Genomic DNA, 26,554 nt, shown 5'->3' on the forward strand with positions numbered 1-26,554 from the left:
GGCAAGCCCCGGAAAAAACTTGGTTGATCCGGACCCGGGCGCATGGATAACTGGACGACCATGCATGTCGACCAGGTGGACGTGACCAGCGAAACCGTCACGGCCTTGATCCAGGAGCAGTTCCCCCAGTGGAGTGGCCGGGCGGTCCGACCCCTGCCGTCGACGGGGACGGTCCACTCCATCTTCCGCATCGGGGACGACCTCTCCGCACGTTTCCCGCTGCGTCCGGCCGACGCCGCCGAGGTGCTGGCGGTTCTGGAACGCGAAGCCCGGGCGAGCGCGGAGCTGGCACAGGTGTCCCCGTTCCCCGTCCCGGAACCCGTCGCCCTGGGCAGGCCCGGAGCGGGGTACCCCATGCCGTGGTCGGTCCAGACCTGGCTGCCGGGAACGATCGCCATCGACGCCGACCCCGGCTGCTCGGACGTTTTCGCCGAGGACCTCGCGGCCTTCATCGCAGCCATGCGCGGCGCCGAGACACGGGGGCGGGTCTTCGACGGCGACAATCGCGGCGGCGTCCTCTCCCACCACGACGACTGGATGGCGCAGTGCTTCGAGGAGAGCGAGGAACTGCTCGACGTGCCCAGGCTGCGCCGGCTCTGGAGCCGCTTCCGCCTACTGCCGCGCACGGCTGCCGACGTGATGAGCCACGGTGACCTGATTCCCGGCAATGTGCTGGTCGCCGGAGACCGGCTCAGCGGCGTGCTCGACACCGGCGGCTTCGGGCCGGCCGACCCCGCGCTGGACCTGGTCGGCGCCTGGCACCTGCTGCAGCCGGGCCCGCGGGACGTACTCCGCCGCACACTGGCCTGCGACGACCTGGAATGGGAGCGCGGCAAGGCATGGGCGTTCGAGCAGGCGATGGGTCTCGTCTGGTACTACGTCGAGACCAACCCGACGATGAGCGGCATGGGGCGCAGGACGCTGGACCGAATTCTGGAGTCGACGGATTGACGGTCGTTCCCACCGGTGGTGCCGGTCGTCGAATTCGCGCGACGGAGCAGCGCGTTTCCCCGTGTCGGGCCGACACCCAGGCGTGGTCGAGGTCGGTGGAGACAGCGCCGGCCGGGGACTCGACGCGCCCTGCCGGTCCGCCCACCCCTTCCGCCCCTTCGGTCACGTCCCCTCTCTCGTGGTCGCGGCCCACTCCCCTAAAGTCGCCCGCATGACCGACCCCTCCTACCTCGCCGCGATCCGGGAGTCGTACGACACCGTCGCCGCCGACTACGTCCAACTCGTCAAGGATCCGGCCGAGTTGGACCCGCTGTCACGGGCGATGCTGGCCGCCTTCGCGGAGACCGTGCGGTCGGCGGGGCTCGGCCCGGTGGCGGACCTGGGGTGCGGGCCCGGCAGAGTCACCGCGTATCTGGCGGAGTTGGGGGTGCCCGTCTTCGGCATCGACCTGTCCCCGGGGATGATCGAACTGGCCCGCCGCGCCCACCCGGACCTGACCTTCACCGTGGGCTCGATGACCGCGCCGGAGATCGGCGACGGTGAACTGGGCGGCGTCCTTGCCTACTACTCCACGCACCACACCCCGCCGGAACAACTGCCCGTCGTGTTCCGCGAGTTCCACCGCACGCTCGCGCCCGGCGGCCATCTGATGCTGGCCGGGCACGTGGGAGAGGGCGAACTCCGGCGCCCGACACAGGCGTACGGCGGGCATCCCGTGTCCTACGAGTCCCATCTGCTCCCGCCGGAGCGGATCGCCGGGTTGCTGGAGCGGGCCGGGCTCACGATCACCGCCCGGCTGATCCAGGAGCCCACCGCGGGTTCGAAGAGGACGTACGCCACCTTCCTGGCCCGGAAACCGGAGCACCCCTTGCCGGCCTAGCGACCGCTTCGGGCCACCGAATCGGTCCACTGCCCCCGAATTGGCCTTGGTCCGGCAGGCCGGAGACCCTCTAGCGTCGGAGCATGCGGATTCGAATCGTCGACGCGTTCACCGACCGCCCCTTCACCGGGAACCCGGCCGGGGTGGTGCTTCTCGACGCCTTCCCGGAGGGCGACGACTGGCTGCAGCAGGTCGCGCTGGAGGTCAATCACGCCGAGACGGCGTTCGCGCACCGGCTGCCCGAGGGCGGGGCGGCCGACTGGGCGCTGCGGTGGTTCACGCCGGCCACAGAGGTCGCGATGTGCGGACACGCGACCCTCGCCACGGCTCATGTGCTGCACACCACCGGCGTCCACGAGGGCACCGTGCGGTTCACCACCCGCAGTGGTGTGCTCAGCGCCACGCCGGCACCGGACGGGTCGATCACCCTCGACTTCCCGACGGCCCCGCTCACCCCGGTCGAGATCCCGGACGGGGTCGCCGAGGCCCTGGGCGCCGAGGCGCTGACCGCCGTCGACACCGGGCCGAACGTCGGCGACCTCGTCGTCGAACTCGCCGACGAGAAGACCGTCGTAGGACTGACGCCCGACCACAAGGCGCTCGCCGCCTGCTCCGAGCGCGGGATCATCGCCACCGCCCGCGCCGAAGACCCCACGCGGGGCTACGACTTCGTCTCCCGCTGCTTCTTCCCGAACGTCGGCATCGACGAGGACCCGGTCACCGGCAGCGCGCACACGGCGCTGGCTCCGTACTGGTCCGAGCGGCTCGGGCGCACCGTCCTCACCGGGCTTCAGGCCTCGCCCCGGTCCGGGCTCGTCCGTACCGAACTACGGGGCGATCGGACCCTGTTGACCGGGCGGGCGGTCACGGTCATCGACGGCAAGCTGCTCGCCTAGGACGCAACACGCCTGTCCTTCACGGCAGTTACGCCGTGGGCAGCCAGCCCACCTTGCCCGCCAGCAGCGCATAGCCGACGAACGCCCCGATGTCGAGCAGGGAATGCGCCACGACCAGGGGGCCCACGCGGCCCCAACGGCGGTACAGGTAGACGAAGACCACGCCCATCACCATGTTGCCGACGAAGCCGCCGATGCCCTGGTAGAGGTGGTAGCTGCCGCGCAGTACGGAACTGGCCACCAGCGCGGTGCCCGGCGTCCAGCCCAACTGGCCCAGGCGGCGCAGAAGATAGCCCACCACGATCACTTCTTCGAGGATCGCGTTCTGCATCGCGGAGAGGATCAGGACCGGGTACTTCCACCAGACGTCGGGCAGCGCCTCGGGCACCACCGTGAGGTTGAAGCCGAGACCCCGTGCGGCCAGGTAGAACGCGATGCCGGTGCTGCCGATCACCGCCGCGATCGCCGCGCCGCGGCCCAGGTCGGGCCAGGGTCGGGTGCGGTCGAAGCCGATCGTGCGCAGGCTCTCCCCCTCCCTGAGGAGGAAGTGCGCGACGAGGGCGACGGGAACGAGGGCCGACGCGATTCCGAAGAGCTGCCAGGCGAGATCCAGCCATGGACGGCCTGGCGCGGCCGAGGCGTTGAGGGTGGCCGCCTGATCCTTGAGACCGCCCGGTTTCGTGACCGATCCGACAAAGCTGATCAGGGCGGACACTCCGCTCGCACCGAGCGAAAGCCCCAGAACGAGCAGTGTCTCGGACCGGAGAATCCGCCGTGTGGGCTGCTCCAGCGGAAAAGTTTCGGCCACCTGACCTGCCTCCACCTGCACACCTGCCTTCAGTTCGGAAATCCCGCCTCATGCCCATCTTCGCCCCGCTAGGGTCTCGAATGAACTTACGAAGATCGTGCGCGACAGGCCGTTGGGGGAGACGGAGGCACGAGGTTCAACAGGGAGGGGCACCACCGTCATGGGACGTCACAGCTTGCCCGATCCGCACCGGGCGGGCGGCAGCGACCCCCGTCCTCGCGCGCGGCGCCGCAAGGTGGCCCTCGCCACGGTGCTCGTGCTGACGGTCGCCGGCGGTACCGCGGTCGCGGTGCAGAGCGGACTGCTCTCCTTCGGTTCCTCCTGCCGCAAGGACGCGGTACGGCTGAAACTGGCCGTCTCCCCCGACATGGCCCCCGCCCTGCGCGCGGCGGCCGGACAGGCGCGCGAGGAGAACATCACGTCCGACGGGCAGTGCCTGAACATCTCGGTGACCGCCCAGGAGTCGTACAAGTTCGCGGACACACTCAAGTCGGGCAAGCACCCGGACTTCCAGGTGTGGGTGCCCGACTCGGAGTTGTGGGTGAACCAGGTCACGTCGGCCGCCGACTCGGACGCGACGGAGGCGACGCCCGCGGGCAACGTCGCCTCCACCCCGGTCGGCGTGGCGATGGTCCCGGCCGCCGCGAAGTCGCTGGGGTGGCCGAAGAAGACGTACACCTGGCTGGACCTGGCCGGGGCCACCCTCCAGGACGACTCGCTGCGGCTGGGGGCGGCCGATCCGGCGCGGAGCGCGACCGGGCTGCTCGCGCTGACGCAGCTCAGTACGGCGGCCGCCAAGGTCAAGGGCGGTGACACGCAGGCGGCGGCGATGATGAAGACGCTGTCACAGCGGATCTCGGACACCGACAGCCAGGTCCTGGACACCCTGCCGCGCGACTCCTCGGGCACCGAGCAGGGCAATCCGAAGCGGAACCAGGCGCTGGTGCTGAGCGAGCAGTCGGCGTTCGCGTACAACGCCTCGGCCGACGGCGGCAGGAGTCTCGACCTGTTCTATCCGAAGGACGGCTCCCCACGGCTGGACTATCCGTACAACCTGGTGGACCGGGAGCGGCTGACGACGGACGAGAGCCGGGCCGCGATCCGGTTCATGACGTATCTGAGCCGGCCCGCGCAGCAGAAGCTGATGGAGAAGTACGGCTTCCGCACCGGTGACGAGGACGCGCCGGAGGCGGTGGTCGCCAACGCGGGCGGGAGCAGTCCGCAGCCGTACGCCGTGGCACCGGCCGAGCCGGCCTCCGACGCGGCGCTCCAGGAGGCGCTGGGGACCTGGACGATCACGGTGCAGAGCGCGCGGATCACCACGGTCGTGGACGCGTCGTCGTCGATGTCGGAGACGGTGCCGGGGACCGGGCAGTCGCGGATGGACGTCACCAAGGCGTCGCTGCTGCAGGCGCTGGCCACGTTCACGCCCGAGGACGAGATCGGTCTCTGGGACTTCTCCACGAAGCTCGACGGCGACAAGGACTACCGCGTCCTGGTGCCGACCGAGCGGCTCGGCGACCGTGTGGGCAGCGGCACCCAACGGGACCGGCTGTCGGCGGCGTTCGGGAGTCTGAAGCCGGTGCCGAACGGGGCGACGGGGCTCTACGACACCACGCTCGCCGCGTACAGGGCGGCCACTTCCTCTTATGCGGACGGGAAGTTCAACGCGCTGGTGATTCTGACCGACGGGGTCAACCAGGACCCGGGCAGCATCTCGCGCACCACGCTGCTCAAGCAGTTGCGCCAACTCGCCAGCCCTGAGCGGCCGGTGCCGCTGATCATGATCGCGGTGGGTCCGGAGGCCGACAAGGAGGAGGCCCGGCAGATCGCCGAGGCGACCGGCGGCTCGGGCCACGAGGTGAGCAACCCCGCCCAGATCCAGTCGGTGATCCTCCAGGCCATCGTGGCGGCGGGCGCGGCGGGTGCTTCGGCCAACACGGGCTGAAACAACGGCTGTTCACCCCAGCGGTGCCGGTTCCGGCAGGCCCACCGGCCAGGTGTGGACCGGGTCGCCGAGGTGCATCAGCTCGCTGTAGCGGCGGGTGGTGGCGGCCAGCGCGGCATCCCTCGTGAGGCCCTGTTCGAGGGCCCGGTGGAACGTGGCGGACTGCCAGGTCGCGCCGTTGGTCCGGCGCCGGCAGCGTTCGTCGATCACGCCCAGGTACAGGTCCCGGTCGGCCGGTTCGACCCCCCATGCGTCGAGACCGGCTTCGGCGAGCGGCAGCAGTTCGTCGCGTACGAGGGCCACCGCGTCGATCTCGGTGGTGCCGCCGAGCCGTCCGCGCCGGGGCCAGAGCAGGCGGGCGTCGATGCCGTGGCGGCACGCGGTGTCGAAGTTCGCGGCGGCGGCCTCGAAGGGCAGCCGGGTCCACACCGGTCGCGACTCGTCGGCGAGGGCGCGGACGACGCCGTAGTAGAAGGCGGTGTTGGCGATGACGTCGGTGACGGTGGGGCCCGCGGGCAGGACGCGGTTCTCGACACGCAGGTGCGGGACGCCGTCGGCGATGCCGTAGACGGGCCGGTTCCAGCGGTACACCGTGCCGTTGTGCAGGACGAGTTCGGCGAGGGTGGGGATGCCGTCCGCGTCGAGCACGTCGAGGGGTTCCTCGTCGTCGTGGACCGGGAGGAGGGGCGGGAAGTAGCGGAGGTTCTCCTCGAAGAGGTCGTAGGCGGAGGTGACCCAGCGCTCGCCGAACCAGGTGCGTGGGCGGACGCCCTGGGCCTGGAGTTCGGGCGGTCGGGTGTCGGTGGCCTGCTGGAAGAGCGGCGGGCGGGACTCGGCCCACAGCTCACGGCCGAACAGGAAGGGCGAGTTGGCGCCCACCGCGACCTGGGCGGCGGCGACGGCCTGGGCCGCGTTCCACACGTCGGCGAAACGGTCCGGGGTGACCTGGAGGTGCAACTGCACGGAGGTGCAGGCGGCTTCGGGCGCGATGGATCCCGAGGTGCAGGTGAGGTGCTCGACGCCGTCGATGTCGAGGACGAAATCCTCGCCCCGGGCGGCCACGATCTGATCGTTGAGCAGGGTGTAGCGGTCGACCGCGGAGAGGTTCGAGGAGACCAGGTCGTCCCGGTCGAGGGTCGGCAGAATGCCGATCATCACTATTCCGGCGTCGAGCTCCCCCGCTTTCCGATGGGCATATGCCAGGGACGTACGGATCTCCTCGGCGAGCCGGTCGAATACCCGGCCCTCCAATCGGTGTGGGGCAATGTTGACTTCCAGATTGAACATGGCGAGTTCTGTTTGGAAATCTCGACTCGCGATGCGTTCGAGAACCTGCGCATTCAACATTTTCGGCATACCGTCGGCGCCGGCGAGGTTGAGTTCGATCTCCAGCCCCATGAGGTTCTTGGGGCGGTCGAACCGCTTCTCGGCCAGCAGCCGCTCCAGTCCCGTCAGACACCGCCGCAGCTTGGCGCGGTAGCGCTGGCGGTCGGCGAGCTCGAACGGCCCTGCCACGACCTTCTCCCCCACGATGCGTCACCTCCTCCTCGTCCCGGGTCAGGAAGGATGATGCCCAGACCTGGCGATCGATAACGTCCCGCGGCGGCCCGGCGCCCGCTACTCTGGTCCGAAGTGACCCGCGGCACATTCACGAGGCATGGGGCACTGCGGGGTTCCGCACACAATGAGGGCCTCGTGAAAAACGCCGACGAGAATTGGCCGACCGCACGGGTGACATATCCCGAGGTCATCGCCGTTTCCCCGGTTCGGAACCGGGATGATTCCCGCGAATCGCTGGCCGAATGGCCCCTTGTTGTTCATACGGGAAACGGTTAGACGAAACACCGTCAGAACACGTGTCGTATAAACTCCGCGAACAAGGCAGAAGGTTGGCGCCACAGTCCTGGAACCTGCCGTCGAGGTGACGTGCGGCAGGCCGTACCCATGTTCACAGCACCTCGGCCCCCGCCTCTCTGACCCCGAGAGCTGACAGCGCCGTCCGCCCCCGTCCCGCCCTCGCGCCACCGTGCCTGTCGAATGAGAGGCGACCCACCATGCCGCTGCATGTCCCCCCGGCTCCCGCGCCCGCACTGCGCTCCGTTCTCACGGCACTCGGTTCCCCCACCGCCGTCCGCGAGGCCCGAACACCATCCCTGCGCGCGGCCCAGGGGCCCGCCACACCCGAACTCCCGTTGCCCGTCCATGTACTGGACCGTGTCACGCCGGAGGGGACGGCCGTCACCTCGCTGGCCGGGTGGCGTTTCCTGATCCGCTGCGGTGACCGCGCGGTCGCCGCCGCCGAGACGATGCTGACCCCCGACGGCTGGGCGTTCTCGCACTTCTTCGAGGGTCCTTACATCGCCGCGACGGAGCGGGCGCTGCGCCAGGCAGAGACCATGAAGGGCGCCTACCAGCCGCGCCTGCTGTCCGTGCCCAGGCTCTACATGCTCACGCTGTGGCTGCACGGTGATCTCACCGCGGACGGCGCCGGCAGCCACCCCGCCGCCGCCGATCTGCTGGTCCCACTGGCCCCGGCACCCCCCGGCATCGCGGCCCACCGTCCGCACCGGGTCGCCGAGTTGCTGCCGGTACTGACTCATCGGGTGACTCCGGCGCCACTACTCGGCTCACCCGCCTGACTTCTCTCCGCAGTCACCCCCGTACCCCGCCGCCGAATTCCCGGTGGCGGGGTACGATCGCGTTTCCGATCCTCTTTATGTTCGTAACGCTCGCACGAGCAGGAAAAGGCTCGTACGAGCAGGGAATTGGGATGAACCGTCCGCGCGGGTGATGCGTCATCAACCTGTGAGAAGTGGTGCCGCCAAATCCCTGCGGATTGACGCCCGTGGGGCAACACTGGGTTCGGACCAACTCAACACCACGGGGGACGGACATGACCACAACAGAGCGAGAGATCCCACCAATGTGCAAGCACCAGCCGCCGTGTCCCACAGCCGAATCCGCCGACCGGGAATCCGCCCGCCTCATGGCGCACCACCCGGAGCAGGGCTGGAGCCTGCTGTGCAACGGCGTCCTCCTGTTCGAGGACACGGGTGAACTCCTGCCCGACGGCCAGATCATCGCCCCGCACCGCCAGGTGACGACTGCCGCTTGAGCATTTCAGGAACATGAGGGGCCGGCCGCACACACTTCGGTGCGCACCGGCCCCGACGCATATCCGGGACCGATCACTCCGCGTAGTCGAACGCTATCCGAGCGCCTCCCGAAGCGCGAAATAGGCGGGCTTGGGCACGAACTGTTCGTCCCACGGAAGAGCCGCGCCCTCCCCCGGGAAGAACGCCGGAATCCACGAATACCTGTCCGTGTAATCCCATACGGTCACACCCACGCACCGGCGCACCGCGAGGCACGCCCCGGTCAGGTCCCGGTACCAGTCGGCCTGCTCCGCCAGCTTGGCGTCGGTCGCCGGGAGTTGCATCCGGACGTCGACCTCGGTGAGCGCGGTGTCGAGCCCGAGGCGGGAGAACCGGCGGAGGTTGTCCTCCAGGGTCGCCGGATAGCCGTACTGGAGAGCCAGGTGCGCCTGCAGCCCGATGCCGTCCAACGGAACGTGCCCGGCCCTGAGTTGCTTGGCCAGGGCGTAGTAGGCGTCGCTCTTCGGGCCGGTCGCCTCGATGTTGTAGTCGTTGAGGTACAACTTCGCGTGCGGGTCGGCCTGATGGGCCCAGCGCAGCGCGTCGGCGATGTAGCCGGGGCCGAGCGTCCGGTACCAGAGGGTGTCGCGGTAGGTGCCGTCCTCGTTGAAGGCCTCGTTCACGACGTCCCAGGAGTAGACCTTGCCGCGGTAGTGCCGTACCTCGGTGGTGATGTGCTTCTTCAGTACGGCTCTCAGCTCGTCCGCCGTCCAGGTCCCGGACGTGAGCCAGTCGGGCAACTGGCTGTGCCAGACCAGGGTGTGGGCGCGTACCCGCTGGTGATTGGCGCGGGCGAGGTCAACGATCTGGTCGCCGTTCGTCCAGTCGAAGACGCCCTGCTGGGGCTCGGTGGCATACCACTTCATACCGTTGCCGGGGGTGATCATGTCGAACTCGCTGCCGAGAATCGACGTGTACGCGGTGTCGGTCAGTTCGGGGTTGTCGGTGGCGCTGCCGAAGTAGCGGCCGTGGCGCTCGGCGAGTTGGGCGAGAGTGGGCCGTTTCTCCTGGGCCTGCGCGGGCGGACCGCCGGCGATCCCCGTGGCGAGGAGGAGGGCGGTGAGGGCGCCCGCGAGTCTCAGTCTGTTTCTGGGCATGGTGCGACTCCTGTCCATGGATGAGCAGTACGTCGGGTGGCGCCCGTGCCGGTGAGGGTCGAAACTTTCGGAATCCATCCAGAAAGTTGTGCTACTGCCGTTCGTAGTCGAACCAGTCGAAGGCCGCCGTGCCCTCGGTGACGTACATCCCGATCACGCGGCCGGTGAAGCCTCCGGCGACCTGGGTGGAGAGATAGCGGCCGTCCAACTCGGCGAGTTCCACGGCTCCTTCGGGCCCCTCGACGAAGAAGCCGAGGGTGTCGGGGCCGCGCGTGCCGGTGTCGACGGTGCTGATGGCGACGGTGAGGGTGACCGGGCCGGGCGGCACCGGTTGCTCCGCGACCCGCCGGCGTACCGGGCCGATCTCCGCGATCACACTCACCACTCCCGCGGTGACCTCGATGTCGTAGTGATGGGCCTCGTCCATGCGGACGGAGAGTCCGGCGCGCCCGGAGCCGGGATCGATGCGGACCGCCGCCCGGCAGTCGGGGTGCTGCTGCCGGCGTCCGAGGAAGGCGGGGCCGGCCTGCGCGTCGAGGGTCAGCCACCCCGGACGCTCGGACAACGACCAGCTGCCGTCCGGCCTGTTGCGCGGGGAGATCCAGGAGAAGGCGAGGGTCGGGGCGTCGAAGTCGTCGCGTACCGGCGGAAGTTGGAAGGGGTGCCAGGCCTCCGGCGCCGGGTGCTGTTCCCGTACCGGGCCGACCCGGGGCCAGCCGTCCACCCACTCCACCGGAGTCAGGAACGTCTCGCGGCCCAGGACGTGGAAGCCGGGGAACCAGCCCCGGGGCCGGGTGCCGAGCAGCACCATCCACCAGGTGCCGTCGGGGGCGGTGACCAGGTCGGCGTGGCCGGTGCTCTGGATGGGGAGGTCGGTGCTGCGGTGGGAGAGGATCGGGTTGGCCGGGGCCGGTTCGTAGGGGCCGCGCGGGGAGCGGGCGCGGGCGATGGAGACGCTGTGGCCGTGTGCGGTGCCTCCTTCGGCCAGCATCAGGTACCACCAGTCGCCGACACGGTAGAGGTGCGGGGCTTCCGGATGCTGGAGTCCGGTGCCGGACCAGATCGGGAGCGGGCCCTCCAGGACCTTGCCGGTCGTCGGGTCGATCCGGGCCACTTTGACTCCGGCCACGGCACACCAGCAGTTCCCGTCCTCGTCCCAGGCCAGGTCGGGGTCGATACCGGGCACGTCGACGAGCACCGGGTCCGACCAGGGACCCTCGGGCCGGTCGGCGGTGACGATGAAGTTGCCCTTGCCGCTCACATCGGTGGTGATCAGGTAGAAGCGGCCGTCGTGGTGGCGGAGGGTCGGGGCGTAGATGCCGGCCGAGGCGGGAGTGTCGTCCGGCAGGTCCAACTGCCCCGGCCGGTCGAGGACGTTGCCGATCTGGCGCCAGTGCACCAGGTCCCGGCTGTGGAAGAGCGGGACGCCGGGGAAGTACTCGAAGCTGGAGCACGCGAGGTAGTAGTCCTCGCCGACCCGGCACACGCTGGGGTCCGGATGGAACCCGCCGATGACCGGGTTGTCGTACGTCCGCATGTGTCAGCCCCTCCGTCCGGCCCGTTCGAAAGTTTCGGGCCGCTCGACGAACCTTACGGAGCCGGACTGTAGGTGGATCCTTCGGCGGGGGCAAGGTCGCTTGCAGGGGCGAGTTGCAGGCTGAGGACCATCGTGAGGCCGCCACCGGGTGTGTCCTCGGCGCTGAGCGTGCCGCCGAGCGCCTCGGTGAAGCCGCGGGCGACCGCGAGACCGAGGCCGACTCCGGCGCCGCGCGGGGCGTCGCCGTAGCGCTGGAAGGGCTCGAAGATGCGGTTCTTCGCCTCGTCGGGGACGCCTGGGCCGCGGTCGACCACGCGGATCTCGACGCGGTCCGCGATGGCACTCGCCTTGACCAGTACGGGAGTTGCGTCCGGGCTGTACTTCACCGCGTTCTCGACCAGGTTGGCCACGGCCCGTTCAAGGAGCCCGGGGTCGACGGCCACCATGGGCAGTGTCTCCGGGATGTCCAGTTCGACGGTGTCCTCGGGGACTCCGCCCAGCGCCATCGGGACGACCTCGTCGAGATCGACCTCGCGGATCATCGGGGTGACGGTGCCGGTCTGCAGGCGGGACATGTCGAGGAGATTGCCGACGAGGTTGTCCAGGCGGTCGGCGCCGTCCTCGATGCCGGCCAGCAGCTCCGCCCGGTCCTCGTCCGACCAGGCGACGTCCTCGGAACGGAGCGAGGTGACGGCCGCCTTGATACCGGCGAGGGGTGTCCGCAGGTCATGGCTCACGGCGGCCAGCAGGGCCGTGCGAATGCGGTTGCCCTCGGCCAGCGCGCGGGCCTGCTCGGCCTCTTCGCGCAGGCGACGGCGATCGAGTACGACGACGGCCTGTGCCGCGAAGGCCGCCAGAACGCGGCGGTCCTCGGCGGGGAGCACCCGGCCGGAGAGGGCGAGTGCCATGTGGTCGCCGACCGGTACGTCGACGTCCGCGTCCTCGGGGTTCTGGCAGGGACGCGGGCCCACACTGCCCGCGCAGGTCCAGGGCTCGACGTCGCCGGCGCGCTCCAGCAGGGCGGCCGACTCCATGCCGAAGGTCTCCCGGACCCGTTCCAGGAGCGCTTCCAGGCTGGTCTCACCACGCAGCACATTGCCCGCGAGGAAGGAGAGGATCTCCGACTCGGCGCGCAGCCGGGCCGCTTGGTGGGTGCGCCGGGCCGCCAGGTCGACCACCGAGGCGACGGACACCGCGACGGCCACGAAGATCGCGATGGCGACGATGTTCTTCGGGTCGGCGATGGTGAAGGTGTGCACGGGCGGCGTGAAGTACCAGTTCAGCAGCAGCGATCCGACCGCCGCCGAGGCCAGCGCGGGGAACAGCCCGCCGAGCAGGGCCGCCGCCACGGTCAGCGACAGGAACAGCAACATGTCGTTGGCCAGGCCCACTTCGGGCGCGACACCGCTCAGCAGCCAGGTCAGCAGCAGCGGGCCGCCGATACCGGCCAGCCAGCCCCAGACGATGCGGGCCCGCCCGAGCCGCGCGCCCCGGTTCACGGGCAGTCCACGCCCTTTGCCCGCCTCGTCGTGGGTGATCAGGTGGACGTCGAGGTCGGGTCCCGAGTCCCGGGCGACCGTCGAGCCGACGCCGGGCCCGAAGACGTACTGCCAGCCCTTGCGGCGGGAGACGCCGAGGACGATCTGGGTGGCGTTCACTCCCCGCGCGAAGTCCAGCAGCGCCACCGGAATGTTCTCACCGACGACCTGGTGGAAGGTGCCACCCAAGTCCTCGACGAGGGTGCGCTGTTGGGCGAGTTCTTTCGGGGACGCGGAGGTCAGGCCGTCGCTGCGGGAGATGTAGACCGCCAGCACCTCGCCGCCCGCGCCCTTTTCGGCGAGGCGCGCGGCCCGTCGGATCAGCGTGCGTCCCTCCGGACCGCCGGTGAGGCCCACGACGATCCGTTCGCGGGATCCCCAGATCGCCGAGACGCGGTGTTCGCTGCGGTACTCCTGGAGGTAGGCGTCGACCCGGTCGGCGAGCCAGAGCAGCGCCAGCTCCCGCAGGGCGGTGAGGTTTCCGGGGCGGAAGTAGTTCGACAGCGCCGCGTCGACCTTGTCCGGTTTGTAGATGTTGCCGTGTGCCATCCGGCGCCGCAGCGCGGGCGGGGACATGTCGACGAGTTCGATCTGGTCGGCGCGGCGGACGACTTCGTCGGGCACGGTCTCCTGCTGGCGCACCCCGGTGATGGACTCGACGATGTCGCCCAGGGACTCCAGGTGCTGGATGTTGACGGTCGAGACCACGTCGATGCCCGCCGCCAGCAGTTCCTCGATGTCCTGCCAGCGCTTGGTGTTGCGGGAGCCGGGGATGTTGGTGTGCGGGAGTTCGTCGACGAGGGCCACCTCGGGATGACGGGCGAGGACCGCGTCGACGTCCATCTCGGTGAACTGTGTGTCCCGGTAGGCGAGTTCGCGGCGCGGGATCTCCTGCAGGCCGTGCAGCATCACCTCGGTGCGCGGCCGGTTGTGGTGCTCGACGAACGCGACCACGCAGTCGGTGCCGCGCTCGATTCGGCGGTGTGCCTCGGACAGCATCGCGTACGTCTTGCCGACGCCCGGTGCCGCGCCGAGGTAGATCCGGAGCTTGCCGCGTCCCATGTCATCCTTCGAAGCGGTAGCCCATACCGGGCTCGGTGATCAGATAGCGGGGGCTCGACGGGTCCCCCTCCAACTTCCTTCTCAACTGGGCCATGTAGACCCGGAGATAGTTGGTCTTGTTGCTCTGGGACACCCCCCACACCTCCTGCAGCAGGTACTTCTGGGTGACGAGGCGGCCCGGGTTGGTGATCAGGATCTCCAGCAGATGCCACTCGGTGGGCGTGAGCCGGATGTCGTGTCCGGCGCGAGTGACCTTTTTGGCGAGCAGGTCGACGGTGAAGTCGTCGGTGGTGACCAAGGTGGTCGCCGGGGCGAACGGCACGTCCTCGACGCGGCGGACGGCTGCCCTCAGCCGGGCCAGGAGTTCGTCCATGCTGAACGGCTTGGTGATGTAGTCGTCGGCGCCCGCGTCGAGGGCAGCCACCTTCTCGTCGGAGGCCTGTCTGGCCGACAGCACCAGGATCGGGACCCGGGTCCAGCCGCGCAGCGCCTTGATGACGTCGACACCGTCCATGTCGGGCAGCCCGAGGTCGAGCATCACGACGTCCGGCTGACGCGCCGCCGCCAGCCGGAGCGCGGTGGCACCGTCGGGGGCCGCGTCCACGCCGTACTGGCGGGCCTGCATATTGATCACGAGGGCCCGTACGAGCTGCGGGTCGTCCTCCACCACCAGCACCCGTGTCATGGGGGTGTGCCTTTCGTGTGGTCCCTGGCATGGCGGCGCGAGTCGGCGGCGCCGGGATCTCCCCCGGGCCGCCGACTCCCCTGCCGGTCGCGTAATGCCATCAGCTCTTCGTCACAAGGGACTTGAGTGCGATGTTGAGTTCCAGCACGTTCACGGTGGGCTCGCCGATGAAGCCGAGGGTGCGGCCGTCGGTGTGGTCTTTGACCAGCTTCTCCACCTGGCTGACGGAAAGGTGGTTGCGCTCGGCGACCCGGTGGACCTGCAGTTCGGCGTAGGCCGGGGAGATGTCCGGGTCGAGGCCGGAGCCGGAGGAGGTGACGGCGTCGGCCGGCACCTGGGAGGGCTTCACCTTGTAGTCGGCCGTGGAGTTGTTCTTCACGACCGCCGCCTTGGCGTCCTCCACCTGCTTGACGAGCACCTTGCTGTCGGCGGAGAGGTTGGTGGCGCCGGAGAGGATCAGCTTGTACTGGGTGTTGCCCGAGTTCGTGCCCAGTCCGTTGGCGGGGCGGGGCTGGAAGTAGTCCAGGCTGTAGCCCTGTTGACCGATGAGCGAGGAGCCGACGACCTTGCCGTCCGCCTTGACCTCCGAGCCGTTCGCCTTGTTGTTGAACAGTGCCTGGGCCACACCCGTGACCGCCAGCGGGTAGATGACGCCGGTCACCAGGGTCAGCACGAGGAGGGCACGCAGGGCCGCCCAGAGCAACCGGGCGGTGTTGGATACCGAGTTGTTCATGCCGATCAGCCGATTCCGGGGATGAGGGAGATGAGGAGGTCGATGATCTTGATGCCGATGAACGGTGCGATCAGGCCGCCGATGCCGTAGATCCCGAGGTTGCGGCGGAGCATCTTGTCCGCGCTGACCGGCCGGTACTGCACGCCCCGCAGGGAGAGCGGCACCAGCGCGATGATGACCAGCGCGTTGAAGACGACGGCCGACAGGATCGCGGAGTCGGGCGAGGCCAGGTGCATGATGTTGAGCTTGTCGAGGCCCGGGTAGACCGCCGCGAACAGCGCCGGGATGATCGCGAAGTACTTGGCGACGTCGTTGGCGATCGAGAACGTCGTCAACGCGCCCCGGGTGATGAGGAGTTGCTTGCCGATCTCGACGATCTCGATGAGCTTGGTCGGGTTCGAGTCGAGGTCGACCATGTTGCCGGCCTCCTTCGCGGCCGACGTGCCGGTGTTCATCGCGACGCCGACGTCCGCCTGGGCCAGCGCGGGCGCGTCGTTCGTACCGTCGCCGGTCATCGCGACCAGCTTGCCGCCGGCCTGCTCCCGCTTGATGAGGGCCATCTTGTCCTCGGGAGTGGCCTCCGCGAGGAAGTCGTCGACGCCCGCCTCTTCGGCGATCGCCTTGGCGGTCAGCGGGTTGTCGCCCGTGATCATGACGGTCTTGATGCCCATGCGCCGCAGTTCGTCGAACCGCTCGCGCATGCCTTCCTTGACGACGTCCTTGAGGTGGATGACGCCCAGGATCCGGGCGCCGTTGTCGTCCTCGACGGCCACGAGCAGCGGGGTGCCGCCGGCCTCGGAGATGCGGTTGGCGAGGGTGTCGGCGTCCTCGGAGACGGTACCGCCCTGCTCCTTGACCCAGGCGATCACCGAACCGGCCGCGCCCTTGCGGATCTTCCGGCCATCCACGTCCACGCCCGACATGCGGGTCTGGGCGGTGAAGGCGATCCACTCGGCGTGGGCCAACTCGCCCTGGTGGCGCTCGCGCAGGCCGTACTTCTCCTTCGCCAGGACGACGATGGAACGGCCCTCGGGCGTCTCGTCGGCCAGCGAGGAGAGCTGCGCGGCGTCGGAGAGTTCGGCCTCGGTGGTGCCGGTCACCGGTACGAACTCCGACGCCTGGCGGTTGCCGAGAGTGATGGTGCCGGTCTTGTCGAGCAGCAGCGTCGAGACGTCACCGGCGGCCTCGACCGCACGGCCCGACATGGCCAGTACGTTGCGCTGGACGAGGCGGTCCATGCCCGCGATGCCGATCGCGGAGAGCAGCGCGCCGATCGTGGTCGGGATGAGACAGACCAGCAGGGCCACCAGCACGATCATCGTGAGGTGCGTGCCCGCGTAGTCCGCGAACGGCGGCAGCGTGGCGCAGGCGAGCAGGAAGACGATCGTCAGCGACGCCAACAGGATGTTCAGGGCGATCTCGTTGGGGGTCTTCTGCCGGGCGGCGCCCTCGACCAGGGCGATCATCCGGTCGATGAAGGTCTCGCCGGGCTTCGTCGTGATCTTGATGACGATGCGGTCGGAGAGAACCTTCGTACCGCCGGTGACGGCCGAGCGGTCGCCGCCGGACTCCCGGATGACGGGTGCGGACTCGCCGGTGATGGCCGACTCGTCGACACTCGCCACACCTTCCACGACGTCGCCGTCGCCGGGGATGATGTCGCCGGCCTCGCACACCACCAGGTCGCCGATGCGGAGTTCGGTGCCGGGCACCTGCTCCTCCTGGCCGCCCACGAGCCGCCTGGCCACGGTGTCGGTCTTGGCCTTGCGCAGGGTGTCGGCCTGCGCCTTGCCGCGGCCCTCGGCGACGGCCTCCGCCAGGTTGGCGAAGATGACGGTCAGCCACAGCCAGACGCTGATCGCCCAGCCGAACCAATCGCCAGGGTCCTTGAAGGAGAAGACCGTGGTCAGCACGGACCCGATCCACACCACGAACATGACGGGCGACTTGACCATCACCCGCGGGTCGAGCTTGCGGCAGGCGTCGGGCAGGGACCTGATCAGTTGCTTCGGGTCGAACAGACCCGCGCCGACCCGTCCCTCTTCCTTGTGACCGGTCGGCACATCGCTGTGCGGCGCCCTGGTCGGAGTGGCTGTGGACATCGAGTCCTCTTGGTTGTCTATACGGGTGCTCATGACGCCAGCCCCTCGGCCAGCGGTCCCAGCGCCAGCGCCGGGAAATAGGTCAGACCGGTGATGATGAGGATCGCGCCCACCAACAGGCCGGTGAACAAAGGCTTCTCGGTACGCAGAGTGCCCGCGGTGACCGGGACCGGCTTCTGCTCGGCGAGCGAACCGGCCAGCGCCAGCACGAACACCATCGGCAGGAAGCGGCCGAGCAGCATCGCGAGCCCGGTCATGGTGTTGAACCAGTCGGTGTTCGCGTTCAGACCGGCGAAGGCGGAGCCGTTGTTGTTCGCGGCCGAGGTGAAGGCGTACAGCACCTCGGAGAAGCCGTGCGCGCCGGAGTTCAGCATCGAGTGCGGCGGGGTCGGCAGCGCCATCGAGGCCGCCGCGAAGATCAGCACCAGGGCGGGCGTGATCAGGATGTAGCAGGCCGCGAGCTTCATCTCGCGGGTACCGATCTTCTTGCCCAGGTACTCGGGCGTACGGCCGACCATCAGACCGGCGATGAACACCGCGATGACCGCCATGATCAGCATGCCGTAGAGGCCGGAGCCGGTACCACCGGGCGCGATCTCGCCCAACTGCATGCCCAGGATGGTGATTCCGCCGCCGAGACCGGTGAACGAGGAGTGGAAGGAGTCCACAGCGCCCGTCGAGGTCAGCGTCGTCGACACCGCGAAGATCGAGGAGGCGCCGACACCGAAGCGCTGTTCCTTGCCCTCCATCGCACCGCCGGCGGCCTGCAACGCCGAGCCGTGGTGGGCGAATTCCGTCCACATCATCAGGACGACGAAGCTGAGCCAGATGGTGGCCATGGTCGCGAGGATCGCGTAGCCCTGCTTCACGCTCCCGACCATGACACCGAAGGTGCGGGTCAGCGCGAACGGGATGACCAGCAGCAGGAAGATCTCGAAGAGGTTCGTGAACGGGGTCGGGTTCTCGAAGGGGTGCGCCGAGTTGGCGTTGAAGTAGCCGCCGCCGTTGGTGCCGACCTCCTTGATGGCCTCCTGCGAGGCGACCGCGCCGCCGTTCCACTGCTGGTGGCCTCCCATGAACTGGCCGACCTCGTGGATCCCGGAGAAGTTCTGGATGGCACCGCAGGCGACGAGGACGATCGCCGCGACCACCGACAGCGGGACCAGGATGCGGATGACGCCCCGCACCAGGTCGGCCCAGAAGTTGCCGAGTTCACCGGTGCGCGAGCGCGCGAAGCCCCGGACCAGGGCCACCGCGACCGCGATGCCGACAGCGGCGGAGACGAAGTTCTGCACGGCAAGACCGGCGGTCTGCACGACGTGGCCCATGGTCTGCTCGCCGTAGTACGACTGCCAGTTGGTGTTCGTCACGAACGACACGGCCGTGTTGAACGACTGCGCCGGATTCACCGAGGAGAAGCCCAGCGAGCCGGGCAGGATGCCCTGGAGGCGCTGGAGGAGATAGAGGAAGAGGACCCCGACCGCCGAGAAGGCCAGCACACCGCGCAGATACGCGGGCCAGCGCATCTCGGTGTCCGGGTCGGCACCGATGCCCTTGTAGATCCACTTCTCGACCCGCAGGTGCTTGTCGGAGGAGTAGACCCTGGCCATGTAGTTGCCGAGGGGGATGTAGGCGAGTGCCAGCGCGCCTATGAGGGCGAGCAGCTGGAGGACGCCTGCGAGTACGGGACCCATGTCGTTGCTCAGAACCTCTCCGGGAAGATCAGGGCGAGGACGAGATAGCCCAGCAGGGCGACGGCCACGACGAGGCCGACGATGTTCTCGGCGGTCACAGCTTCGTCACCCCCTTGGCGACGAGGGCCACCAGCGCGAAGACCGCGATCGTGGTGACGACGAAGGCCAGATCGGCCATCGTGAGCTCCTGGATTGAGGTTCGAATGGAACGGACGCTTAGAGGTAACCGCGCCCGTGACCGGATTCGGCCGCCGTTGACGGGTCCCTTACGGCGGTGCGTACGCCTTTGACGGGACTCTTACGGCGGCGCCGTGCAGAGGACGTGCGCAGCGCCGCCGGGCTTCAGAACAGCGCAGAACCGGCGCCGCGCGTCAGAACAGCCGGAACCTCAGTCGGCAGATCACCGCGTCCGTGTCCCGCCGTACCGCATGGGCGACGACGGCCCCGCGTTGGTTCTGCAGCAGCCGCTGCCACAGCCGTACGGGCTCCACCTCCGCGATCAGGACGGTGACCCGGGTGTCCGGTTCCGCCGCCGACACGTCCCGTACGTAGGCGGCGATGGGCCGGCCCAGCGTGCGGCGTTCGCAGGCCAGCCGGACCAGGGGCACGCCGGGGTTCCACTCGGCCCAGGCGCGTTCCAGGGCGTGGAGGTGGGCGCGGTCCTCGGGGTCGGGGTAGCAGACGGTGACCGCGCGGACCTCGTCGCCGAGGGAGGCTGCGGCCGTCAGGGCCTCGGAGGTGAGCCGGGTCAGCGAGGAGACGGGCACGATCACCACGGACCGGTCGCGGTGCGGCGGTTCCGGGATACGGCCGAGGCCGAGCCGTTCGCCGATGTGCGCGTAGGCGCGGTGCACGGTCTCGAAGGCGAGCACGAGCAGGGGCAGGGTGATCACGATCAGCCAGGCGCCCTCCTCGAACTTGCTCGCGGTGACGACGACCGCGGCCACGCCGGTGAGGACCGCGCCGAAGCCGTTGAGCAGGGCTTTCCCGCGCCAACCGGTGCCGTGTTCGCCGCGCCAGTGCCGGACCATGCCGACCTGGGCGACGGTGAAGCCGACGAAGACGCCGATCGCGAAGAGCGGCACGAGGGTGTTGGTGTCGCCGCCGGAGAACACCAGCAACGCGGCCGAGACCGCGGCCAGCGCGAGGACGCCGTGCCGGTGCACCTGGCGGTCGGCCTTGAGGGCGAAGACATGCGGGAGGTAGTTGTCGCGGGCCAGCAGCTTCAGCAGTACGGGCAGCCCGCCGAAGGACGTGTTCGCGGACAGGGCGAGCAGGATCATCGTCGCGAACTGGATGACGTAGAAAGCCCAGTTGTGGCCGAGCGAGGCGTCCGCGAGCTGGGCGAGGACGGTGACTCCCTGGACGGGCTGGAGGTGGAAGCGGGAGATCAGCACCGACAGGCCGATCAGCATCACGCCGAGCACCGCGCCGAGGGCGACCTCCGCGCGCTGGGCCCGCTTGACCCGGGGCGCGCGGAAGGAGGGCACGGCGTTGGCTATGGCCTCGACGCCGGTGAGGGCGCTGCAACCGGAGGCGAAGGCTTTCAGCAACAGCAGGGTGCCGACGCTCGTGGCGTTGTCGGCGAGCGCGGAGGCGTGTCCGTCGGCGGTCGCGGTGCTCACCGGCGCGGACCGGAACAGGCCGACCGCGATGAGCACGAAGATGGACCCGACGAACACGACGGTCGGCACGACGAAGGCGCGCGCCGACTCCACGATCCCGCGCAGGTTCACCGCCGTGACCAGCACGAGCACCGCCAGACACAGCCACAGCCGGTCGTCGTACAGCCCGGGGAAGGCCGAGGTCAGGGCCGCGACTCCGGCCGTGACGGCCACGGCGACGTTCAGGACGTAGTCCAGCACCAGCGACGCGGCGGCCACCAGGCTCGTCCGCGCGCCCAGGTGCGTCTTCGCCACGGCGTAGGAGCCGCCGCCGTCCGGGAATGCCGCGATGACCTGCCGGTACGACGCGACGAGCACCGCCAGCAGGGCGGCGATGGCGAGCGTCACCGGCAGCGTGAAGCCGAGCCCGTGCGCGCCGGCGGCGGCCAGCACGAGGACGATCGCCTCGGGGCCGTAGGCCACCGACGCCATGGCGTCCAGGGAGAGGGCGGCGAACCCGGCGAGGGCGGTGAGCCGATGGCGCTCGCCGGTATCCGGGGGCTCCTCATCGGCGGGCGTCTCGTCCGGCTGGACGGTGAGAACGGTCATGCTGGTGGCTCCTTCAAGGTACGGACGCGCGGACGCGCTCCAGGTTCGGTCCCGTCGCCGCGGGTTCCTCCTTCTCCTTGCGGCTTCTTCGCGCCGAACACGCGTTCTTTGACGCGAACTTGACGAGTGTGTGACCAGGACAACTGCGCTCGACCGCTGCGCGGGCGCTGCGAGGGCGTCAAGAACCACCGGGCACCCGTCAGAGTCCCGTCAAGGCCCTGCTTCCGTACGCCGGGGATCTCTACCGTCACCCCCATGGCACCGGTGGAGGACCGACGATGGGCGCGTGACCTGCGCGGCACGTTCCGCTGCACGGGCGCGCTCCTCGGACTCCTGCTGATCGTCGACCACTTCAGCGGTCGGCTCACGCTCTGGCGCGCCGCACTCTGGTTCGCGCTCGCGTTACTGCTCTTCGTGGTGCTGTATCCGGCCCGGGTCCGGGCGGGCGAGGGCTGGCTGTCCTCACGCGGGCTGCTGCGCGAGCGGCGCGTCCGCACGGACCGGCTCGTGTCCGTGCGCTGTCTGGACGGGGTCTCTCAACGGCTGCTGCTGCGGGACGAGTTCGGCAGCCGGGTCGAGATCGATCCCGATGTGCTGGTCAACAACCCTGATGTGTGGCACCGGTTGGCAGAGGACTCGCACAAGTCCCTCGCCTCCGGCTCGCTCTTGTGCGGGACGACCGCGCTGCGCCGGGTCGCGGAACGCGTCGAACGCGAGACCGCGGAGACCGTCTTCAGGGTGTCCGGTCTGGAGTGACCACAGGGCTCGGATCCGACCGGCACGCCCCTTCGGCCAGCGGCAGGGACACGACCATGGTCAGACCGCCCCCCGGAGTGTCCTCGGGCATCAGCGTCCCGTTCATCGCCTCCGTGAGGCCACGCGCGAGGGCGAGTCCGAGGCCAAGACCGGTGGTGTTGTCGGTGTCGCCAAGTCGCTGGAACGGCTCGAAGAGCCGCTCGCGACCGGTAGTCGGAAGCCCGGGGCCCCGGTCCACGACCCGCAGCTCCACCCGCCCGCCCAGCGCGCTGGCGGTGACCAGCACCCGGCGCCCGGGCGGGGTGTGCCGGGCCGCGTTGCCCGCGAGGTTGGCGATCACCCGCTCCAGCAGCGGCGGATCGACGAGCACCGGCGGAATGGCCTCCACGTCCCGCAGATCGACGTCGGGCACGTCGGCGAGCGCCATCGGCAGCACCTCCTCCAGGCTGGTGGCCCGCAGGTTGAAGGGAAGGACGCCCGCCTCCAAGCGGCTCAAGTCGAGGAGATTCTCCAGCAGTTGGTTCAGCTTGGCCATCGACTCGTCTGCGGTGGCAAGGAGTTCGTCCCGGTCCGCTGCCGAGAACTCCACGTCCCGCCCGCGCAGCGAGGTGACGGCCGCCCAGCCCGCAGCGAGTGGCGTCCGCAGATCGTGTCCTACGGCCCGAAGGAGCGCCGTACGCAACCGGTCGGCCGCCTTCACCGGCTCTATCCCGGCTGCCGCTTCGGCGAGTTGGGCCCTTTCGACGGCGGAGCCGACATGGGCCGCGAAGGCGGCCAGCACCCGGCGTTCCGAGGAGGAGAGGGTGCGCCCGCGCAGGACGAGGAAGGCGCCGGGGCCCGCCGGGACGGTGGTGACACCCTCGCCGATCTCGTGGTCGGGCGGTTCGCCGACGAGTTCCGCCGAGTCGGTGCCGAAGGTCTCGCGGGTGCGTTCCAGCAGGGCCGGGATCGTCTGGCCGCCGCGCACGATACTGCCCGCGAGGGAGGACATGGTCTCCGCCTCGGCGGTGGCCCGCGCCGAGCGCCGGGACAGTCGTAGCGAACGGTCGACCACGGCGGACACTGTCGCCGCCACGACCGTGAACACCCCCAGCGCCAACAGGGCGTTGGGGTCGTCCAGCGTGAACCGGCCGATGGGCGGGATGAACCAGTAGTTGAGCAGCAGCGAGGCCGTCAGCGACGCGATGACCGCCGAGGTGACCCCGCCTATGCAGGCGACCCCGACCACGGCGAGCAGGAACAGCAGGGCCTCGCTGGTGAGGTTGACCGTGCCGCGCACCTGGGCGAGGCAGACGGTGAGCAGGACCGGCAGTACAAGTCCCGCCACGGGACCGGCGATCAGCCGTACGGTCGAGAGGGTACGGCGGCGGAAGGGGAGCAGGGTGCCGCGCCCGGCGCGTTCGTGCGTGACCCGGTGGACGTCGATGTCGCCGGAGAGTTCGGTGACCGTCTCGCCCGTTCCGGGTCCGGTCAGGAAGCGTTCGAGGCGGCCCCGGCGGCTGGTGCCGAGGACGAGCTGGGTGGCGTTCTCGGTGCGGGCGAACTCGACCAGGGCGGTGGCGACGCCGTCGCCGACCACCGAGTGGTAGCTGCCGCCGAGGTCCTCGACGAGCCTGCGCTGCCGGGCGAGCGAGGCGTGTGACACTCCGGCGGCGAGTCCGTCGCTGCGGGCCACGTGCACGGCGAGGAGATCGCCGCCGGCGGACCGGTCGGCGATGCGGGCGGCCCGCCGGATGAGTGTGTCGCCCTCGGGGCCGCCGGTGAGGGCGACGACCACCCGCTCCCGGGTCTCCCACACCCCGCCGATCGCGTGCTCGGCGCGGTAGGTGTGCAGGGCCTCGTCGACCCGGTCGGCGACCCACAGCAGCGCCAACTGCCGTAGCGCGGTGAGGTTTCCGGGCCGGAAGTAGTTGGCGAGGGCCGCGTCGATCTTCTCGGGCGGGTAGATGTTGCCGTGCGCCATGCGCCGCCGCAGACCCTCGGGCGGCATGTCGATCAACTCGATCTGCTGGGCCCGTCGTACGGCGTCGTCGGGCACCGTCTCGTGCTGCGGCACCCCGGTGATCTTCTCGACGACGTCCTTCAGGGACGCCAGATGCTGCACGTTGACGGCGGTGACGACGTCGATGCCGGCGGCGAGCAGTTCGTCGATGTCCTGTCGGCGCTTGGCGTTGCGTCCGCCGCCGGGAACGTTGCTGTGCGCGAACTCGTCGACGACGGCCACCTCCGGGCGCCGGACGAGGACCGCGCCGAGGTCCATCTCCTCGAAGTTCCCGCCCCGGTAGGCGCATTGGGCCCGGGGCACGACCTCCAGGCCGTCGAGCATCGCCTCGGTGAGGGGGCGCCCGTGGCACTCGGCGAACCCCACCACCACGTCGGCGCCGCGGGCGGCCCGGCGCCGCGCCTCGTCGAGCATGCGGTAGGTCTTGCCGACACCCGGGGCCGCCCCGAGGTAGACCTTCAGCCGCCCGCGTCGTAGTACGTCTTTCATCGCCTCCCAGAGAAGCGCCCGAGAGTCCTTCGGGCAGACGTCTTGACGCGTCTCTGGCGCCGCCCGCGAGGACGTTGACACTGTCTTGACGGCGCACGGCCGGGTTAGGGTGTGCGCGGTGTGCGCGGTGTGCCGGGAAGTCTGGTCGGCGGGGAGTCCGCATGGGCTCGTCCAAGACCACAAGGGGACGGCATGCGCGGCGTCGGTACGGTTCTCGCTCTGGTGGTACTCGCGACGCTGGTCGCGACGTTCGCCCGCCGGTGGCGGATCCCCGCACCCTCTCTCCTCGTGGTCGCCGGTCTCGCCGTGGCACTGCTGCCTGGCACCCCGGCCATCGGGATCAGCCCGGACGTGATCGGCCTGGTGGTGCTGCCGCCGCTGCTCTACGCCAGCGCCGAGGACCTGTCGTGGCGCGAGCTGAAGGCCGTGTGGAAGCCGGTCGGGATCCTCGCGATCGGCCTGGTCGTCGCCTCCGCGGCGGCGGTGGGCTGGGTCGCGTCCACGGTGACCCCGCTGTCCTGGCAGATGGCCTTCGTGCTCGGCGCGGTCCTGGCCAGCACCGACCCGGTCGCCGTCACCGCGCTGGGCCGGCGGCTCGCGCTGCCGCCCCGGGTCCAGATGCTCGTGCAGGCGGAGTCCCTGTTCAACGACGCGACCTCGCTGGTGCTGTTCCGGGTCGCGGTGAGCGTCGCGGTGGCCTCGGCGGCGGCCGACTGGGGCGCGGCGGGCGGCGAGTTCGTCGTGCTCGCGGGCGGCGGCACGGTCATCGGGGCGGCCGTCGCCCACGCCGTGACACTCATCCGGCGGCACACCGAGGACCCGGTCCTGGAGACGGTGATCGCCCTGGTCACGCCGTACGCGGCCTATGTCCTGGCGGAAGGCGCGCACACCTCGGGCGTGACCTCGGTCGTGGTCGCCGGGGTCGTCCTGGGCGGTCGCGGCGACCGGCTCACCAACGCCCGGATCCGGCTCCAACTGCACGCCGTCTACGGCACGTTGGTGTTCCTGCTGGAGAGCGTGGTGTTCTCGCTGATCGGACTGGCGCTGCCCACGCAGGTGCGGGCGCTGTCCGACGGCGACCGGGCCTGGCCGCTCTACGCGCTCGCGGTGGCGGGCACCCTGATCGCCGTACGACTGCTGTGGCTGGCCCCGCTGTCGGCGGTGGTGCAGCGCAAGGCCGGGACGCACCGGGTGAATTGGCGGGTGCCGATGGTGCTGACCTGGGCGGGCACCCGGGGTGTCCTCCCGCTGGCGGCGGCCCTGTCGATCCCGGAGGTCACCAGCAGCGGCGCCGCGCTGACCGACCGCCCGCTGATCCTGGTCCTCACCACCTCGGTCGTCGTGGTCACCCTGGTCGTGCAGGGCTTCACGCTCGCACCCGTCGTCCGCCGCTCCGGCATCGCACTGGAACCCGACCACACGGAACGTGAAGAGGCGTCCGCCCGCTGTGAGTTGGCCGGCGCCGGCATCCGTCGCCTGGACGAACTCGCCGAGCTGGAAGCCGTACCGGACGTGGTCCTCGACCGGCTCCGCCGCGGTCTCAACGCCCGCCTCGACGACGCCCGCGACCGCCTCGCCGAGCACAACGGCCACCCGTCTCCCACGGAGTCCGCCGACCTGGTCTACCGCCAGCTCCGCCGCGACCTGATCGCCGTGGAAGCGGTGGAGCTCCAGCGCCTCTACGACGACCACGCCATCAGCGACACGACCCGCAGGCGGTTGCAGCGGTCGCTGGACCTGGAGGAGGCGAGGCTGGCGGACGTGTGAGGCGGCCCGTCGTCACGCTCGGTGTGCACCGGCCCGTACGGCCCGCCCAACATCCCCCATACAGCCCAACGCGGTCCCAACCACTCCCGGCCACCCCTTCCTGATGCGCTCCTTCCGCCCACCGGGCCAGTCTTAACGGAAGATTGACGCCCACGGCCCCGACATCCGTGGGCCCATGCGTCACTCTCCGCTTACGCTGGTGCCGCCGTCCGCGTGATGGCCAGAAACCGCACGCTGACCC

General features: G+C 69.9%; 20 protein-coding genes. 8 read left to right on the plus strand and 12 right to left on the minus strand.

The window, feature by feature from the left end; genetic code table 11:
• Positions 1–42 precede the first annotated feature (42 nt).
• From AB0I51_RS24940 to AB0I51_RS24950, 3 genes are all read left to right on the plus strand, one after another.
• Positions 43–951, plus strand: a complete 909-nt coding sequence (locus tag AB0I51_RS24940; RefSeq protein WP_362978609.1) for an aminoglycoside phosphotransferase family protein — start codon at positions 43–45, stop codon at positions 949–951.
• A 211-nt stretch (positions 952–1,162) separates the two neighbouring features.
• Positions 1,163–1,831: a methyltransferase domain-containing protein gene (locus tag AB0I51_RS24945; RefSeq protein WP_362978611.1), complete on the plus strand. Its 669-nt coding sequence runs from the start codon at positions 1,163–1,165 to the stop codon at positions 1,829–1,831.
• Positions 1,832–1,914: 83 nt separating this feature from the next.
• Positions 1,915–2,727, plus strand: a complete 813-nt coding sequence (locus AB0I51_RS24950; protein WP_362978613.1) for a PhzF family phenazine biosynthesis protein — start codon at positions 1,915–1,917, stop codon at positions 2,725–2,727.
• 28 nt (positions 2,728–2,755) lie between these two features.
• Here AB0I51_RS24950 and AB0I51_RS24955 read toward each other — a convergent pair whose 3' ends face one another.
• Positions 2,756–3,556 carry a type II CAAX endopeptidase family protein gene (locus AB0I51_RS24955; RefSeq protein ID WP_362978615.1) on the minus strand — a complete coding sequence of 267 codons (801 nt, stop codon included), beginning with the start codon at positions 3,554–3,556 and terminating at the stop codon, positions 2,756–2,758.
• Positions 3,557–3,695: 139 nt separating this feature from the next.
• On the opposite strand from AB0I51_RS24955, the gene AB0I51_RS24960 reads away from it, so the two are divergent.
• Complete coding sequence (locus AB0I51_RS24960; protein ID WP_362978617.1) at positions 3,696–5,483, plus strand: substrate-binding and VWA domain-containing protein; 1,788 nt, start codon at positions 3,696–3,698, stop codon at positions 5,481–5,483.
• A 12-nt stretch (positions 5,484–5,495) separates the two neighbouring features.
• Here the strand turns inward: AB0I51_RS24960 and AB0I51_RS24965 are convergent, their stop codons facing one another.
• Positions 5,496–7,013, minus strand: a complete 1,518-nt coding sequence (locus tag AB0I51_RS24965) for a glutamate-cysteine ligase family protein (protein ID WP_362978619.1) — start codon at positions 7,011–7,013, stop codon at positions 5,496–5,498.
• Between the two features lie 524 nt (positions 7,014–7,537).
• Here AB0I51_RS24965 and AB0I51_RS24970 point away from each other — a divergent pair.
• Positions 7,538–8,122 (plus strand): hypothetical protein, encoded by a 585-nt coding sequence (locus tag AB0I51_RS24970; RefSeq protein WP_362978621.1) that lies wholly within the window; start codon positions 7,538–7,540, stop codon positions 8,120–8,122.
• A 284-nt stretch (positions 8,123–8,406) separates the two neighbouring features.
• Positions 8,407–8,598, plus strand: a complete 192-nt coding sequence (locus AB0I51_RS24975; RefSeq protein ID WP_362978623.1) for a DUF5999 family protein — start codon at positions 8,407–8,409, stop codon at positions 8,596–8,598.
• A 93-nt stretch (positions 8,599–8,691) separates the two neighbouring features.
• Here the strand turns inward: AB0I51_RS24975 and AB0I51_RS24980 are convergent, their stop codons facing one another.
• The 9 genes from AB0I51_RS24980 to AB0I51_RS25020 all read right to left on the minus strand — a co-directional run bounded on the left by AB0I51_RS24980 (position 8,692) and on the right by AB0I51_RS25020 (position 21,299).
• Positions 8,692–9,735 (minus strand): endo-1,4-beta-xylanase, encoded by a 1,044-nt coding sequence (locus AB0I51_RS24980; RefSeq protein WP_362978625.1) that lies wholly within the window; start codon positions 9,733–9,735, stop codon positions 8,692–8,694.
• Positions 9,736–9,826: 91 nt separating this feature from the next.
• Entirely contained in the window at positions 9,827–11,272 is a 1,446-nt protein-coding gene (locus AB0I51_RS24985; RefSeq protein ID WP_362978627.1) for a glycoside hydrolase family 43 protein, read from the minus strand.
• A 53-nt stretch (positions 11,273–11,325) separates the two neighbouring features.
• Complete coding sequence (locus tag AB0I51_RS24990) at positions 11,326–13,872, minus strand: sensor histidine kinase KdpD (protein ID WP_362978629.1); 2,547 nt, start codon at positions 13,870–13,872, stop codon at positions 11,326–11,328.
• 1 nt (position 13,873) lies between these two features.
• On the minus strand, positions 13,874–14,557 hold the full coding sequence (locus AB0I51_RS24995) for a response regulator transcription factor (protein WP_362978631.1): 684 nt from the start codon (positions 14,555–14,557) through the stop codon (positions 13,874–13,876).
• Positions 14,558–14,657: 100 nt separating this feature from the next.
• Entirely contained in the window at positions 14,658–15,290 is a 633-nt protein-coding gene (locus tag AB0I51_RS25000; protein WP_362978633.1) for a potassium-transporting ATPase subunit C, read from the minus strand.
• Positions 15,291–15,295: 5 nt separating this feature from the next.
• Complete coding sequence (gene kdpB / locus AB0I51_RS25005; protein WP_362978635.1) at positions 15,296–17,425, minus strand: potassium-transporting ATPase subunit KdpB; 2,130 nt, start codon at positions 17,423–17,425, stop codon at positions 15,296–15,298.
• Positions 17,422–19,086 carry a potassium-transporting ATPase subunit KdpA gene (gene kdpA, locus AB0I51_RS25010; RefSeq protein WP_362978637.1) on the minus strand — a complete coding sequence of 555 codons (1,665 nt, stop codon included), beginning with the start codon at positions 19,084–19,086 and terminating at the stop codon, positions 17,422–17,424. Before kdpA ends, kdpB begins: the two co-directional genes overlap by 4 nt.
• Before the next feature lie 8 nt (positions 19,087–19,094).
• Entirely contained in the window at positions 19,095–19,184 is a 90-nt protein-coding gene (kdpF, locus tag AB0I51_RS25015; RefSeq protein ID WP_016434100.1) for a K(+)-transporting ATPase subunit F, read from the minus strand.
• Between the two features lie 273 nt (positions 19,185–19,457).
• A complete protein-coding gene (locus tag AB0I51_RS25020; protein ID WP_362978639.1) occupies positions 19,458–21,299 on the minus strand; it encodes an APC family permease in 1,842 nt (613 codons plus the stop codon).
• 255 nt (positions 21,300–21,554) lie between these two features.
• On the opposite strand from AB0I51_RS25020, the gene AB0I51_RS25025 reads away from it, so the two are divergent.
• Positions 21,555–22,055 (plus strand): hypothetical protein, encoded by a 501-nt coding sequence (locus tag AB0I51_RS25025; RefSeq protein ID WP_362978641.1) that lies wholly within the window; start codon positions 21,555–21,557, stop codon positions 22,053–22,055.
• On the opposite strand, the gene AB0I51_RS25030 is transcribed toward AB0I51_RS25025, so the two are convergent.
• Entirely contained in the window at positions 22,033–24,546 is a 2,514-nt protein-coding gene (locus tag AB0I51_RS25030; RefSeq protein WP_362978643.1) for an ATP-binding protein, read from the minus strand. The two genes, AB0I51_RS25025 and AB0I51_RS25030, sit on opposite strands and share 23 nt — an antisense overlap.
• A 192-nt stretch (positions 24,547–24,738) precedes the next feature.
• On the opposite strand from AB0I51_RS25030, the gene AB0I51_RS25035 reads away from it, so the two are divergent.
• The gene (locus tag AB0I51_RS25035) at positions 24,739–26,313 is read left to right on the plus strand and encodes a Na+/H+ antiporter (RefSeq protein WP_362978645.1); all 1,575 of its coding nucleotides are present in this window, start codon (positions 24,739–24,741) and stop codon (positions 26,311–26,313) included.
• Positions 26,314–26,554: the final 241 nt, after the last annotated feature.

Source organism: Streptomyces sp. NPDC050549 (assembly GCF_040655035.1).
Classification (GTDB): Bacteria; Actinomycetota; Actinomycetes; order Streptomycetales; family Streptomycetaceae; genus Streptomyces.

Excerpts from the sequence above, each read along its gene's own strand:
- AB0I51_RS24990 (WP_362978629.1), bottom strand. The coding sequence starts at position 13,872 with ATGGGACGCGGCAAGCTCCGGATCTACCTCGGCGCGGCACCGGGCGTC.
- AB0I51_RS24940 (WP_362978609.1), top strand. The coding sequence starts at position 43 with ATGGATAACTGGACGACCATGCATGTCGACCAGGTGGACGTGACCAGC.
- AB0I51_RS25000 (WP_362978633.1), bottom strand. The coding sequence starts at position 15,290 with ATGAACAACTCGGTATCCAACACCGCCCGGTTGCTCTGGGCGGCCCTG.
- AB0I51_RS25030 (WP_362978643.1), bottom strand. The coding sequence starts at position 24,546 with ATGAAAGACGTACTACGACGCGGGCGGCTGAAGGTCTACCTCGGGGCG.
- AB0I51_RS24980 (WP_362978625.1), bottom strand. The coding sequence starts at position 9,735 with ATGCCCAGAAACAGACTGAGACTCGCGGGCGCCCTCACCGCCCTCCTC.
- AB0I51_RS25020 (WP_362978639.1), bottom strand. The coding sequence starts at position 21,299 with ATGACCGTTCTCACCGTCCAGCCGGACGAGACGCCCGCCGATGAGGAG.
- AB0I51_RS24960 (WP_362978617.1), top strand. The coding sequence starts at position 3,696 with ATGGGACGTCACAGCTTGCCCGATCCGCACCGGGCGGGCGGCAGCGAC.
- kdpB (WP_362978635.1), bottom strand. The coding sequence starts at position 17,425 with ATGAGCACCCGTATAGACAACCAAGAGGACTCGATGTCCACAGCCACT.
- AB0I51_RS24975 (WP_362978623.1), top strand. The coding sequence starts at position 8,407 with ATGTGCAAGCACCAGCCGCCGTGTCCCACAGCCGAATCCGCCGACCGG.
- AB0I51_RS24945 (WP_362978611.1), top strand. The coding sequence starts at position 1,163 with ATGACCGACCCCTCCTACCTCGCCGCGATCCGGGAGTCGTACGACACC.
- kdpA (WP_362978637.1), bottom strand. The coding sequence starts at position 19,086 with ATGGGTCCCGTACTCGCAGGCGTCCTCCAGCTGCTCGCCCTCATAGGC.
- AB0I51_RS25025 (WP_362978641.1), top strand. The coding sequence starts at position 21,555 with ATGGCACCGGTGGAGGACCGACGATGGGCGCGTGACCTGCGCGGCACG.
- AB0I51_RS24950 (WP_362978613.1), top strand. The coding sequence starts at position 1,915 with ATGCGGATTCGAATCGTCGACGCGTTCACCGACCGCCCCTTCACCGGG.
- AB0I51_RS24985 (WP_362978627.1), bottom strand. The coding sequence starts at position 11,272 with ATGCGGACGTACGACAACCCGGTCATCGGCGGGTTCCATCCGGACCCC.
- AB0I51_RS25035 (WP_362978645.1), top strand. The coding sequence starts at position 24,739 with ATGCGCGGCGTCGGTACGGTTCTCGCTCTGGTGGTACTCGCGACGCTG.
- AB0I51_RS24970 (WP_362978621.1), top strand. The coding sequence starts at position 7,538 with ATGCCGCTGCATGTCCCCCCGGCTCCCGCGCCCGCACTGCGCTCCGTT.
- AB0I51_RS24995 (WP_362978631.1), bottom strand. The coding sequence starts at position 14,557 with ATGACACGGGTGCTGGTGGTGGAGGACGACCCGCAGCTCGTACGGGCC.